We start from the raw sequence: 14120 nt of genomic DNA, 5'->3' as shown, positions 1-14120 counted from the left end.
ATTGGATATTGCTGACAGCGACTTGGAAAACCTGCTCGGTCGCCCACAAACTGACTTAGTAACTGCCATTAAAGAATTGCTATAAAAGTCAAGACAGACTTGCTTCTGTCTCAGAATGAAGACAAACATCGATTTTGATGTTTGTCTTTTTTGTCTCACGAAAAGTCCCCAGAAGTATAACTTCTGAGGACCTTGTCTTCAATCAAAAACCAACAAATGCTGGTTCTTTTGATCTATTTAATCATCTAGAGTTCTGAAAGGAAAATAATAATTTAGACAGGAAAAGGGAAAAATCTCTAGATTTTTAAAGTACATATTAATTAGCGACGCTGTCTCAATTCACCAGTTTTGGCATCGCAGAAGAGTCGTTTACCACCAACATAAACATAACGACCTTTCACTTGACGACCTGAACCGTCGAAGTAAAGGTGTTTGCCATTGATGACCTGTTGTCCAGTCACTGCTTGGCCAGCTGAGTTAAAGTAATACCAGCAACCACGTGTAGCTTCGACAAAGCGGTTTACCACTTGCTCACCAGTGTGGGCATCAAAGTAACATTTCTTACCTTGGATAGTGAGCAATTTACCTTTGACTTGAGCACCATTGCTACCAAAATAGTAAACTTTATTGTTAATATTTTGAAGACCTGTCACTTTGTGACCATCTTGGTTAAGGTAAGCCCATTGGTTAGCCGCAAGTTGAATGAATTGGTTGATTACCGCTTGACCAGTGACGGCATCATAGTAACGGCCTTCAGCCCAGCCACCTTTTAGCTGGCTATGGTCTTTGTTGAAGTAATAGAGTTTACCATCAATCACTTTTGCACCTTGAACTAGGCAACCAAAAGCATCCGCATAATACCAGTTGTTATTTTCAAAGATAAAGCGTGAAACAGCCATTTCACCTGTTTGAGCAGAAATGTAGTATTGCTTGTTGCCTTGTTGCATCATCTGACCTTTGATTTGACGGCCTTCTGAGTCAAAGCAGTATTCCTTACCGTTGATGATACGTTTACCTGTCACAGCGTAACCGTGTTCATCTAGGTAGTACCAAGCTTGGTTTTCTTTATTTTGAACAAAGGTATTTACAGCCATATTACCAGTATCAGGGATGAAGTAACGAATACGTCCATCTGAGAAACGAATAAATTTATCTTTAGCTTGAATACCTGTTTGCGTGTCAAAGTAGAAGGTCACACCAGACATTTCAAGGAGGCCAGTAGCCATGTGTCCATAGCAATCAAAATAACGCACATCTTTACGGTAGCCTGCAAAATCGTAGAAGCCATTGATAGCTTTCACACCATTTTTATCGTAGTAATAGGTATAGCCATCGCTACCTTTAACAAGTGAGTCACGAGCTTGAAGACCATTTTCAAGGAAGTAATAAGCCTTACCGTCGATAACTTTCTCACCTTTAACCTTTTGGCCATATTGATCGTAATAATACCATTGATTTTCGCCTACTTTTACAAATGAAGACTTAGCATTGTTTGAATCAACACTTGGTTTCGTCTCACCTGAGATGATTTGATAAGCTGAGTTATTTTTCTGGTTACCTTGCGAAATAATAGTGATATTAGCATTTGAACCATTCGAATGCCCTACTGATACATTTGGAAACAGTTTATTAGAATTCGAAATGATAGTAACATTTGGCGTAGTTCCAGAAGCCGTGATGGTGATAGTCGTGTTTCGGCCACCATTCCAACGGATGCCATTTGAGTCAGAAGAACTAGTTGTAATTGTCGCAAAACCGCTAGCTGATGATGATGATGATGACCATGATGATGACGACGAATAAGAATACCAAGCTGAGCTTGATGAGCTTGAAGAGCTTGATGCACTAGCACTTACTGATGACGAACTGCTACTTGATTGATAAGCAGAACCCGTTTGTGAGGCATTAGAGTTTTGTGCTCCTACTACTTGTGAAGTTTGTGATGAACTAACTTGACCAGCTCCACCACCAACTACAGTCTGAGATGTGCCTCCTGTTGAAACAGATGATGAAGACTCGTAGCCAGTGCTTGTTTGACTTCCATAGTTAGATGACACCGCTGACACATGAGACGCATCTTCTGTTAAGGTTGGCGAATAGCTTTCATTAATCAATGATGCACTTGATTCAATCCCAGCATCCGTTTGTTCAAAACCATCACCATTAGGAAGTGATACTTCATCTGCTTGTGCAGATTGGTCTGATAAAAAGGCTCCACCCGCAAGTGCAACCATAGACAAGGTACTAACTCCAATGGTTACCCAATTTTTCTTGACCTTGTGTAACTTAAATCCAACTTTCTTCTCCATAACATAAACCTTTCAATATAACTTTTTTCTACATACTATGATAAGGGATATTGAAAACGAATACAATTACAGAGCCATAACCCTAGTCTCATCAGACTAACCTTATGCCCATAATAATTTTCAAAAAATAAGTCTAAGATACATGGTTGAGCCTTTTATAAGTTAGAAAGCGTTTCCGAAAAAATGTTCGGATTTTTTAAAAATCACACATCAATTCCGACTTTTAGCAGTTTCACCACCTTCTCCATTAGAATGACTGAGCATCGTTTAAAGCTAAAGTAAATAATTTATTGACCATTCTCTTAATCAACCTCATTATTTGCTTACACTATGTTGATGATTTTAAAATATAAAAAAAGCAAGCCAAACAACTTGCGTAAACGCATTAAAGCTTGCCTAACATGACTTTTGATGCTTTTAGAAACCTACTTGAAAATATTTTTCTCTCAGAATCAGAAGTAGTAAAAAACTCTAGGCAACTTAGCAATATACCTAGAGTTTTTTACTAAGTATTTACTATAGTGGTCGATACCACTATTAATCAAAAACCGAGTGCCATCCTGTCGCCAAAATCTATTTCTCCTGGAATTCTGTCAATATTTTGGACACATTTTGGGAGGAAAATTGAAGGCTAGCGCCCTTCGGTTGCTGGACCCCAGTTTGCTGTGGCGCCTCCTCGAATTATAAAATCCTTCAATATACTTAAAAATACTATCGTAACAGGTCTGAAAATCTTTATAACCAACATTAGCTTCGGCGTTAATACACTCCTTTTTGATCGTTGCGTGAAATGACTCTAAACAACTATTGTCGTATGGGCATCCCTTAGCCTATAGGAATGTTTAATACTGTGGTGTTCAAGATAATCATTGTATTCCTTACTTGTATATTGACTCCCTCTATCGGAGTGAAGGATAAGCCCATCTGCTACAGTTCGCTTACTTAAGGCATCTTGTAGTGTTTCTATAACGAGTCGTGTTTCCATCTGTCTGGGAAGTCTCCAAGCAATAATTTTCCGAGAATGAAGATCTAAAATGCTTGATAAATAACACCAGCCATCCGAAACTGTGTAGATATATGTCATATCAGTTACCCACTTTTGATTGATTTTATCTGTTGAAAAATCACGTTTTAACAAATTGGGGTATTCTTTTGCTTCTTGTTTTGACAATGAAGCAGGTCGGTATTTCTTTCTGACGATCGAACGAATATTCAATTCATTCATCAGTTTTTGTACTCTTTTTTCAGAAATCTGGTATCCCTTTTCCAATAAATCTTTATGGATCTTTGGAGCACCATATCGCTTAGAAGAAGCAAGATAAGAGATTATAATCTCCTTTTTAAGAAGTTTATTTTCTTGGTCTCGTTGGCTTGGTTGATGGCTTTTAAAGGCGTAGTAGCTAGACCGTGAAACTTGGAATAGGTTACACATCATCTTGATAGAAAACTGATGACTAGCATAAAGATGGTCGATCATTTGGAAGAGAGTAGAATCTTTTATTTCTTCGCAAAGATCGTCAAGGCTTTTTTTAAGATTTCATTTTCCTCCTTCATTTTAGCCATCTCTTTGCGCATTTGTTGGAGTTCATGAAGGGATACATTTTGATCTTTAGATTTCCCAGACTTCCCGTATAGTTGAAACCATTTGTATATAGTTTGGTTGGCAACTCCGTACTCTTTGACTAGATCTGAAACAGGCTGTCCTGCTTCATGCAATTGAACAATTGTTTCCTTGAGCTCTTTGGTATATTTTGGGCTCATTTGGACATCTCCTTTGGTTAGATACTATTCTACCAAAACGTGTCCATAAAATCATACTAACATCAATAATAGGTAATCCGTACTAACGTTATAGACTTTAGAAAGCTGCACAAGAACATCTGCCGTTAAGGCAACCTCTCCTCTCTCAATCTTTGCATAGTTTGCATGAGAGAAGGAAAGTAAATTTGCAACTAACTTTTGAGTGAAATCGTGATCTTCCCTCAAATCCCTTATCCGTTGGTACATCTAGCTTTCTCCTAAGAAAAGTATATGTCACTTTCAGAAAAAAGCTGGGGAATTGTCATAATATGACAGTAATTATTGCGTCATTCCTGTATTATGATAATAGCCCGTGCAAATTTATCATTTAATTTTGCAAGAAAATTGTTGTTCTATTCTTTACGTAAATCAGGCTTACTATCATTTCAAGGACAAATCGAAAATCAGCATAGCGATTATTTTATGAATCTGAGTTTCATTTTATCTACTATGTTGAAGAACTACACAAAAAATTTATCATCACGTTATTCATTCTTCTCCAATTTCTTAACAGTTAACCAATAAAAAATGAAACTAAACAAGGAGTTCACTGTAATAAATAACATAAACTCTAAAAATGACATATCATTCAATGCCCTACTTCGTAAACCAATCATCGGCTGAGAATATGGAAATAATTGATTAATAAAACCACCTAGCATAATAAAAATAAAACCTGAGAAGGAACCAATTGCTGCAACTCCAACCGATTTAGCAAAATTCTTAGTTTTTGCCATAAGATAACTGTGAATCATCAAAACAGAACTTGAACCAATAACTGATAATATTGTAGCTCTCAAAAATAATAATAAATCTTCTATCTGAAATGGAATCTGACTAAGATAAAGAGTTAATAAATAGATAGCAAACAGCACTGCTTGAATTACAGATACCAAGAACAAAGCTAATAAAAACTTACTTAGTACCATCTTCTTAACTGATGCTTGATTAGATCGTAGCATTTCAAGTGTTTTTCGTTCAAATTCAGGAAGGATAATTAGACCTGAGAATATAGCTAACATAGCTGGAAAAAGTAACTGCCCGTTATAAAAAGTCAGCTGTCCCCAAAGAACCCTACTCATCTGTTCTTCAATCAACACATCGTAGTTCAAGAAAAAATTAGCTAATCCAATAAAACTGGACAAAGCAAGAAAAATAAGACCAATAGCTAAAATAACGACTTTACGATTCTTAATCCACTCAGCTTTAAAATAATCAATCATAATTTTCCTCCTTCTTTTTAACCAATAGGTACTTAATAATAAAATAGACAAATATACAATAAAATAGATAGATAAGATAGTTGAGTGGTACACTCTTGTCCCAAACAAATATGTAATCTAATTTATCTCCAGAATGTAAAACTTTTATGCGATAAAGTGCAAGAAAACTTGAACCCCCGAAAGGAAAGATTAGATTTAACCATTTAGATGCTTCGGATAGAACCATCCCTAAAAAACCTGATACAAATCCAATTCCTAAAACCATACCATGTTTTTCTAATATCATAGATAGAAATAGAAAAAAAGTAATTAAAGTAAAACTAGCCATCGTCAAACCTACAACTTGTAATAGTAAATTTGAAACAGCAACATCTATACCGTATCTAACAGCATTTAAATATACAATCAATACTTGTACTACATTCAATAATAGAAAAACAGTATTCGTAAAAATAAGTTTTCGTTTGAAAATGGTTATAAAATTTATATTATTCGCTTCTTGTAGTTTAAATGTATTTCCTTCTTTTTCGTTACTAACAATTCGGGATACAAAAAGACTAATCGCAATTGGTAAAAAAATAGGAGTAGCTTGTAAATTATTGAAAAATAATCCAATTGTCCTTAACTTTGGTACATCTATGCTTCTTGATGCTGCCAGTAATGACCAAGTTACTGCTACAAACATCATCAAAAACGATATCATAAATGATTTTGTTCGTTTACTCTTCAATAATTCGATTTGTAATACCTTTATCATTTTAAGCCTCCTTCGTTAACGAAAGGAAAATATCTTCTAGGGTCTCACTTTCTCTAACCACTCGGAAAATACGGTATCCGTTTTCTGTCAAATAGCTCACCACATTAGCTAATTGATTATTATCAATATTACTTAATTTTACATGACTTGTGGAGGCACCCAAAATTTCTACAGTTCCTAGTTCAACTAAAGTCTGAACAATATTACTTTGTGAAAAATCACCACCAATCTCAATCCAGGTATTTGATTTAATAGCTTCAATTTCTCCTTCATATACTAGACGACCATGATTGATAATACCCACTCGATCTGCAATGTGTTCAATTTCTGTAAGAATATGACTAGAAATAAAGACTGTCAGACCTTTTTCTTTGGCTAACTCAACAATCAATTCACGAATTTCATGAATACCTGCTGGATCAAGACCATTAGTAGGCTCATCTAATAATAAGATTTTAGGCTTTTTTACTAATGCAAACGCTAAAGAAAGACGTTGTTTCATACCTAGAGAATAGGCCTTAACTAATTTTTTTCGATCTTTTTCATCAGCTAATCCAACAAGTTCCAATGTTGGCCAGATATTATTTTTATCAAATCCCACCATTTTTTGAAATACTAATAAATTTTCGTAACCTGTTAAATTAGGATAATATGAAGGCTCTTCTATCATAGATCCAATCTGACTCAGGTAATTTTTGTCTTTTCGAATGTCTTTTTTATTAACAAAAATCTCACCTGAAGTCGGATCTACAAGGGATAGAATCATTTTCATCGTTGTCGTTTTCCCAGCACCGTTTGGCCCTAGAAAACCATAAATTTCTCCCTCCCGTACAGTAATTTTTTCAATATCTACAGTAGTAATATCTTTGTAAACTTTTTTTACTTTTTTCAGCTCAATAATATTATTCATCATCATTATCCTTTAGCAATCTACTTTATTAGACTACTCCTTTCTTTACATTAACAATTGTACCTAGTCATCTTAAAGATAACATTAAGAATGTATAAAGTAAGCCTCAAATTTTTGAATTAATAAAATTTCTATAGTTTTCGTTACTTTCCATAAGATTAATATGTGTATCCTTATAAACATCACCTGTTTCGTTATCTATGTAAATAACATAGTCGACAATATCTAGATGATGACTAACAATCAACATTGTCCTTTCAGAGTATTGACTATTCTGAAGTATATTAAGATAGATTCTATTTTTACTTTGTTCATCAAGATTACTGAAAGTTTCATCCCAGAAAATAATAGAGTTTTTTTCAATAACTTTGAATGCATTTTATTGGGTAACTGGGCAATACCTTCTTCAGCTTTTGTTACAAGTAAATTTTACAAAGTTGACTTTATGATATAATTAAAAAATCAAGGAGGTATTTATATGAATTTTGAAACACAGTTATTAAACAAACGGATATTAATAATAGATGATGATGTCCCACTTAGTCAATCTATTAAAGAGGTATTAGTCAATAGAGGATTTAAAAATATTAATAACGCTTATAGTATTAGCGAGGGCATTGATATTTTTTCTGTATCCAAGGTTGATTTCATCATATTAGATGTAATGTTACCTGATGGTGAGGGATATTTACTTGCCGAATATGTTAGAAAAACTTCTGATGTTCCAATATTATTTTTAACAGCAAAAAATAATCCTGATGATGAAGTTAAAGGCCTTGGATCAGGTGGTGATGATTTTGTCACTAAACCATTTCTCCCGAAAACCTTAATATCTCGTATCATTGCTCTATTAAGAAGAGCATACAAAAATGAATCCGAATTAATTACATTGTCTTCTTGTACCATTGATTTAAATAATGCAAGTGTAAATAAAAATGGAAATCAACTTTCACTAACTCCTACTGAAATACAGATACTACGAAAACTATATAGTAATAAGAACTACATTGTTTCTACAGAAATAATTTGTGATACTATTTGGGGACTTGATAGTTCCGGATATGAAAAGTCATTAATGGTACACATTCGAAATATAAGAGAAAAAATAGAATCAAGTCCTTCTAAACCGGATCATCTTATTACCGTTAAAGGTCTTGGATATAAGCTTGTTGTCTGAGGTAACGAGGTTTTTAATGAATATTTTTAAAAAAAGCGTATTAAAATTTATTCTTTCATTTTTAACCATCATATTTATTGATATTTTTCTATTAGTTATCACTACAAATTATATTCGTAGTCAACAATCAGCTATGGATATTATAAAAACAGTTTCTTCCAACATCATCCCTAAAAATAATACTTATAAAGTTAGTTTAAAAGGAAAAGAACTAATCGAGATGAATAATTTATGGGTCATGATCATTGATCAAGATAGCGGGAAGGAAAAATTTAATATAAATAAACCTACTAATATAAAAAGTGACTTTGATTATGCTGATGTTATCAGGTTCTCTCGATACTATTTAGAAGATTATCCTGTCTTTACCCAAATTAATGAGGAGCAGAAAGATATTTACATTATTGCCTTTCCAAAAGACAGCATTATTCGATATGGTAATAATTACTTTGATTTAAAAAGAGTTCAAATTTTTCCAATTCTTATTCTAGCTATAATTTTTGTCAATTGCTTATTTTGTTTATTTCTATATATGTATAGTATTACGTTCTTAAATCGTAATATACAACCCATTATCAGTGCAATTGGTAACTTACCAGTAGGTTTAAATAAGCAGGTTGACTCAGTCAAAGAGCTAGATCGATTGACTTTAGCAGTTAATTCCGCCAACAGGAAATTACGTGAAAATGAAGAGTTTAAGGAAAATTGGATTTCCGGAATAGCACATGATATAAAAACTCCACTTTCAGTTATCGTGTCTAATACATCTTTAGCTATCGAAAAAACAGATAATGAAAATCTTCTAAAACATCTCAAACCCACTTTAGTTGAGAGTCAGTACATCCAAAATTTATTGAACGACCTCAATATTTTTGCAAGATTAACAAATGGTAATTTCAAATTGAACTTGGAGATTGTTGAAATTATTCCCTTCTTTAAAGAAATAATTATTCAAATTATTAATCAAGAAATTTGGGAAGAATTTAACTTTGAATTCTCACACGATTCCAACCTCTTTAGAAAAAAAATGTATGTTGAAAAGGCCCTCATTTCTCGAGTTATCCATAACTTAATCTATAACTCAGTACTTCATAATAGATCAGGATGTAAAATTAGTATAATTCTAGAATGTACTTCAAATAACGAATTTTCTATAACAGTTCTAGATAACGGAGTAGGGGTTTCTCCTGATAGACTTAAGAGTATTAACATCTCTAATATTGAAGAATTTAACTTTGACATATCAGGAGTTAGAAGAAGTGGTATGGGATTAAAAATTTCCAAACAAATTATTAATCGACACGGAGGCAGCTTTATTATTACAAGTCAGCAGAATAAATATTTCCAATCGAAAATCATACTTCCACTCAAAAAATAATCTACTTCACAGAATTATTATTTAATATTTTAGAGAATCTCTATTAACTCAAATTTAGTTTGTTGAAATCCCCTAATATTTATTCTATCTGAATACCATCCCGTAATTTTTAACCTACATTTCTCCTAGCATTCAACACTTTCACAAAGCTTTCCAGCCTTCTAACTAGTCCCTCATACTCATCAAGATAATGCTCTAGTTCCTCTTGTAATACTCCTATTTCCTCATTTACCTGTTTTAATGAGATTGATTCGATTAAATTTAGTGTTGAAAAATCATACCTTGCTAGTTTTTGACTGCTCAGTTCGCACTCTTCAGATTGATAAATACTTCCGCCATCTTGTTTAAGGTGGCGATTTTTTCGTTTGTTTGAGTCAGTTTTATATCTAGCTCTGCTATTTCTGCGACTAATTCGTCTTTAATGTCTTGGTATTTCTTATCAGTTTCAGTTAATTCAATCAAGAGGTTAATCTCAGAAATCTTTTCTTGTAGACTCTCAACTGTTGGTCGTCTAGATGGTATCATCCGACTATCAACTGAAAAATGTTTACAAAATATTCTGAATAAAAACTATAATTTCCATTATAACATGGTTAGAGCGCTTTCTTTTGATTATGAGAGCAACAAAATAATTAGGATTTGGGGATAAGAAAAACGCATGAAACATTAATGTTTCATGCGCTTAAAAATTTTTATGCTCCTAGTTAGGATAAAATTCTTCTCTTAGCGTTTTCTGACCCAAGCTCCAGTATTGGCGTCATAGTAACGGCGTTTGCCTTTAACCCAGACGTATCGTCCTTTGACCTGACGACCAGAAGCGTCAAAGTAGAGATGCTGGCCGTTGATGACTTGCTCACCTGTTACGGCTTGACCTGAGGCGTTAAAGTAATACCAAACACCACGAGAAATTTGGATAAAGCGATTGGTTACAGCTTCACCACTATTGGCATCAAAGTAATATTTCTTGCCTCTAAAGGTAAGGAGTTTCCCCTTGGCTTGGACACCATTGCCTTCAAAGTAGTAAAGTTTACCATTGATATGTTGGAGACCAGTTGTCTTTTGTCCATTTTGGTTAAGGTAAACCCATTTATTGGTAGCGATTTGGACAAAGCGGTTGGTTACGACCTGACCTGAATCACCATCATAGTAACGACCGTTGGCCCAGCCACCCTTGACTTGGCTATAATCATTGTTGAAATAATACTGATTACCATTAATGACTTGAGCGCCTTTAACCAGCTGACCATTGCCATCGACATAGTACCACTTGTTGTTTTCAGTCACAAAGCGTGAACGGGCAATTTCACCACTATCGCCATCAAGGAAGTAACGTTGGTTATTGATAGTGATAAAGCGTCCTTTAACCTGGCGTCCTTCATTGTCAAAGTAATACTGCTTCCCGTTAATAGTTTGAAGACCTGTTACAGCATAACCGTTGCTATCGAGGTAATACCAAGCCTTGTTCTCAGGATTTTGCGCAAAACGGTTGACCGCCAGATTTCCTGTATCTGCAATGAAGTAACGTGTGCGCCCGTCCGCAAAGCGGATGAACTTGTCTTTGGCTTGAATACCAGTCTTTTCATCGAAATAGAAGGTTGTGCCATACATATCGTGGAGGCCACGATACATTTGACCGTTGCCATCAAAGTAGCGAACGTTTTGTCGTGGACCTGCGAAGTCATAGAATCCGTTAAAGGCTTGAACCCCTTTAGGATCGTAATAATACACATGACCATCACTACCATGGCGAAGGACATTGCGCAACTGGAGACCATTATTTAGGAAGAAATATTTCTTGCCATCAATGACCTGTTCACCTTTGACCATGTTGCCATTCTTATCAAAGTAATACCACTGGTTAGCACCAATTTGAATAAAGGCATTCTTAGCAAGGTAGCCACCAATTGAGAGGTATTGGACATTATCTCCGACTCTACGGAAACCACTTCCAGTAATTTCAGTCATTTGTTTAGGAAGGAAGGTTTGCCCCGCCTTGACGCTGAAGTATTGGTTTGTGGCGTTATCATTCAAGACATAACGTGCCCCTGTACCTTGGATATTGCTTCCGTTGAAATACTTGGCTGACCATTGCGTGATCTTCTCATTAGTAGTCAATTTACGACCGTTTGAAATCTGCACGCGCTCAAAGATTGCTGGGTATTTAGACTTCAATTCATCAAGGAAGGCACCACCGTACTTGCCTTGGAAGTCATTTCCAAAGGTACGTGTTTTAGCTGCATAGAGACTATTGTAGATTTCTGCATTTGGACGTGGTGTCCCGTAGCTGTTAGTACGTGAGGCTGTTACCACCTCTTTTCCAGGAAGATTGTAAATTTGGTCTGGAACCCAGTCAGCAATGGCTGAAATACCTTCTGCGTGAAGCGCTCGGAGGGCATCCATGAGGTCTTTGAGCGAACCGTATTTGTTGTTCTTGCTCATGGCAATATCGTAACGATCCTCGAAGGCATACCCATTCTCAATGATAGAATCCAAGAAAGTGCCGTCCTGACTAGACACGTATTGTGGCGCAAATTCAAAGGAAGTGATTCCCCACTCTTTGAAGAGTTTGGCATTTTTCGCAATCACATGGTTAGTGTACTGGCTTGGCGTCTTAGCGAAATCTTGGAAGTTTGAGAAACCTTCATAAATGACTTGTGAGTCAAGAGCTGCTGATGATTCATATACTTGCTCTCCCTTCTTGATTCTTGAAGCCTTGGTGCGGGCATCTTGGTTTTCTGAAGCACCTACTGGCACCCAAACTGCCAAATAACCTGAAATTTCAACCGTTGAATGACCAGAAATATCGTCTGCTGTAAAGGTCAAGTTTCCTTGATTGTCCGTATAGCGAATCAATCCAGCTGGTACATCAGCATCCTTAAGGTAGGTCGCAAGTCCCGTAGATTTGCTGAGAAGCAATGGACGATAGGCTTGATTTTTGTGGGCAGCTCCCATATTGACTACCAAACGGTCATTTGCTCCCAACTTCATATCTGGGCGGTTAGCTGTAAGGACGAGCATCCCTTGGTTACGTGTTTCAGTAGTACCGAGATGATTAGCTTCGTCTGCTCCTTTACCATAACGAACAGATGACATGATTTCATAGCCATTGAGCTTAGTAACCTTCATGTCTTGACCACCAGCTACATACTTGATGCGAGCACGGAGCAGGGCATCGATGGCATTATAGTATGGTGATTTTTCAGCCATGTATTGACCATCGTCGGTAAAGAGATCCCCGTAGTAAACACGAGTGATGCTGTCTTTATTGGTTAGCATTGTTGCATAGGCAGCTGGAATATTGTACTGGGTGTACTGTTTATCCGCCTTGCGCATGTCCGCATTGTAAATCTTGAAGGCCTGATTGAGCTCATCCATGGTAAAGGTGAAACCATCTGTTTTTGGATTAATCTGCTTGCTGATGATATTAGCCAAGATGGCTTGCACTTCACTATCGTGGGCACGCACGAAAATATAGTTAGCATCACGTGGTGCATGCTTCTGCTCACTTGAACGATTGTTCAGAGAGTTAGTGATGACACGCTCCAAGCTACCACGGTAATTGCTCTTACGCAAGAAAGTCGTCAAGAGTGTTTCGCGTAAGGGATTGTCAATGGACAACTGGGCACCCTTGGTATCCTTGTTGTATTGATGGTCGTTGTATGACCAAGCTTCAAGGATAGACAAGTGGGCAATAGCATTGGCTTCATTATCTGCGACACGGTATTTTTCCTTGAAGTAGTCAGAAGCAATCTGCAAAAGGTCTGCATCCACATTGTCCACCGCATCGATACGGACACCGTCAAAATTGGCACTTGGATCATTGCCAAGGATAGAACCAATGTTCATGATGTAGTGGAGCCAGTTTAGTTGTTCAGCCTGAACAGCTGGGTTAGAGTTGTCGATATCGTTAGCCAAGAGCAACTCATAACCACCATTCGAACGGTCAATATGGTATTTGCGTGTCCCCGTTTGGTTAGTCGGTGTGCGGTTCATGAGACGGAAATCTGAATTGGCATGACTAGTCGCACTATTATTGAGGAAGGTTAAAGCTCCTCCTTGCAAGTGGTCCTTACCAACTAACAGATTGTCCTCACTCTCCGAGTTCCAGCCAGGCTGTGTTTTGATGAAGTCTGTCATCAACTGACGAAGCCAAGTGGTATTGCCCTCACGACCGATACGTTCCTCAATCTTAGCTTGAATCAAGTTAGCTGCAGATGCTAAGTCGTAACTCATCATATCTGTCGTATAGGTCTTATCGCTAAAACCTTGTTGACTCATATAGTTAAGGTAATTGACTTGTGTTACCTTGTCTGGCCACCAAGTCATCAAAAGGGGACGAAAATCTTTCTCAGTTGAAGGTGTCCAATTCTTCCCATCCTTCAAAATCTGTTTTGGACGGTACCAACTATCAGCTGTCAGGAAATTGTCCAAGTGTTCAAAACTCTTGCTTGTTGTATCGTAGGCTTGGTTGTAAACCGCATTGATAGAGTTATTTGGAATGGCATCGGCACGATACAAAGGTTTACTTTGATCCACCATAGCTCCAGTCTCATCGAAATAATAAAG

Annotated in this window: 10 protein-coding genes and 3 pseudogenes; 2 read left to right on the top strand and 11 right to left on the bottom strand. The window is 36.3% G+C overall.

All coding sequences use genetic code 11. The annotated features are described in order from the left end of the window. Positions 1 to 320: 320 nt before the first annotated feature. The 9 genes and pseudogenes from RWZ99_RS07210 to RWZ99_RS07175 all read right to left on the bottom strand — a co-directional run. On the bottom strand, positions 321 to 2309 hold the full coding sequence (locus RWZ99_RS07210) for a KxYKxGKxW signal peptide domain-containing protein (RefSeq protein ID WP_314677442.1): 1989 nt from the start codon (positions 2307 to 2309) through the stop codon (positions 321 to 323). 593 nt (positions 2310 to 2902) lie between these two features. Then, positions 2903 to 3094, bottom strand: a pseudogene (locus RWZ99_RS09395) (IS3 family transposase); the annotation flags it as partial. A gap of 11 nt (positions 3095 to 3105) precedes the next feature. Next, entirely contained in the window at positions 3106 to 3786 is a 681-nt protein-coding gene (locus tag RWZ99_RS07205) for an IS3 family transposase (protein WP_314677440.1), read from the bottom strand. Between the two features lie 20 nt (positions 3787 to 3806). Then, positions 3807 to 4070: a transposase gene (locus RWZ99_RS07200; RefSeq protein ID WP_314677437.1), complete on the bottom strand. Its 264-nt coding sequence runs from the start codon at positions 4068 to 4070 to the stop codon at positions 3807 to 3809. A 51-nt stretch (positions 4071 to 4121) separates the two neighbouring features. Further along, a complete protein-coding gene (locus RWZ99_RS07195; protein ID WP_201552986.1) occupies positions 4122 to 4316 on the bottom strand; it encodes a helix-turn-helix domain-containing protein in 195 nt (64 codons plus the stop codon). 278 nt (positions 4317 to 4594) lie between these two features. Further along, the gene (locus RWZ99_RS07190; protein ID WP_201552984.1) at positions 4595 to 5332 is read right to left on the bottom strand and encodes an ABC transporter permease; all 738 of its coding nucleotides are present in this window, start codon (positions 5330 to 5332) and stop codon (positions 4595 to 4597) included. Next, on the bottom strand, positions 5325 to 6089 hold the full coding sequence (locus RWZ99_RS07185; RefSeq protein ID WP_314677431.1) for an ABC transporter permease: 765 nt from the start codon (positions 6087 to 6089) through the stop codon (positions 5325 to 5327). Before RWZ99_RS07185 ends, RWZ99_RS07190 begins: the two co-directional genes overlap by 8 nt. Before the next feature lies 1 nt (position 6090). Next, on the bottom strand, positions 6091 to 6999 hold the full coding sequence (locus tag RWZ99_RS07180; RefSeq protein WP_314677429.1) for an ABC transporter ATP-binding protein: 909 nt from the start codon (positions 6997 to 6999) through the stop codon (positions 6091 to 6093). A 106-nt stretch (positions 7000 to 7105) separates the two neighbouring features. Further along, positions 7106 to 7416: pseudogene (locus RWZ99_RS07175) on the bottom strand (ABC transporter ATP-binding protein); the annotation flags it as partial. 61 nt (positions 7417 to 7477) lie between these two features. On the opposite strand from RWZ99_RS07175, the gene RWZ99_RS07170 reads away from it, so the two are divergent. Continuing rightward, entirely contained in the window at positions 7478 to 8176 is a 699-nt protein-coding gene (locus RWZ99_RS07170) for a response regulator transcription factor (protein WP_314677427.1), read from the top strand. A gap of 16 nt (positions 8177 to 8192) precedes the next feature. Beyond that, positions 8193 to 9554 carry a HAMP domain-containing sensor histidine kinase gene (locus tag RWZ99_RS07165; protein WP_314677425.1) on the top strand — a complete coding sequence of 454 codons (1362 nt, stop codon included), beginning with the start codon at positions 8193 to 8195 and terminating at the stop codon, positions 9552 to 9554. A gap of 109 nt (positions 9555 to 9663) precedes the next feature. Here the strand turns inward: RWZ99_RS07165 and RWZ99_RS07160 are convergent. Next, positions 9664 to 10079, bottom strand: a pseudogene (locus RWZ99_RS07160) (helical hairpin domain-containing protein). Positions 10080 to 10277: 198 nt separating this feature from the next. After that, positions 10278 to 14120, bottom strand: a 3843-nt coding sequence (locus tag RWZ99_RS07155) for a glycoside hydrolase family 70 protein (RefSeq protein ID WP_314677423.1), incomplete at its 5' end; no start/stop codon positions are given.

The sequence above is a fragment of the uncultured Streptococcus sp. genome (genome assembly GCF_963545685.1).
Lineage (GTDB): Bacteria > Bacillota > Bacilli > Lactobacillales > Streptococcaceae > Streptococcus.
The sequence above is the reverse complement of the archived record's forward strand: the minus strand, read 5'-3'. Positions and strand labels throughout refer to the sequence as shown.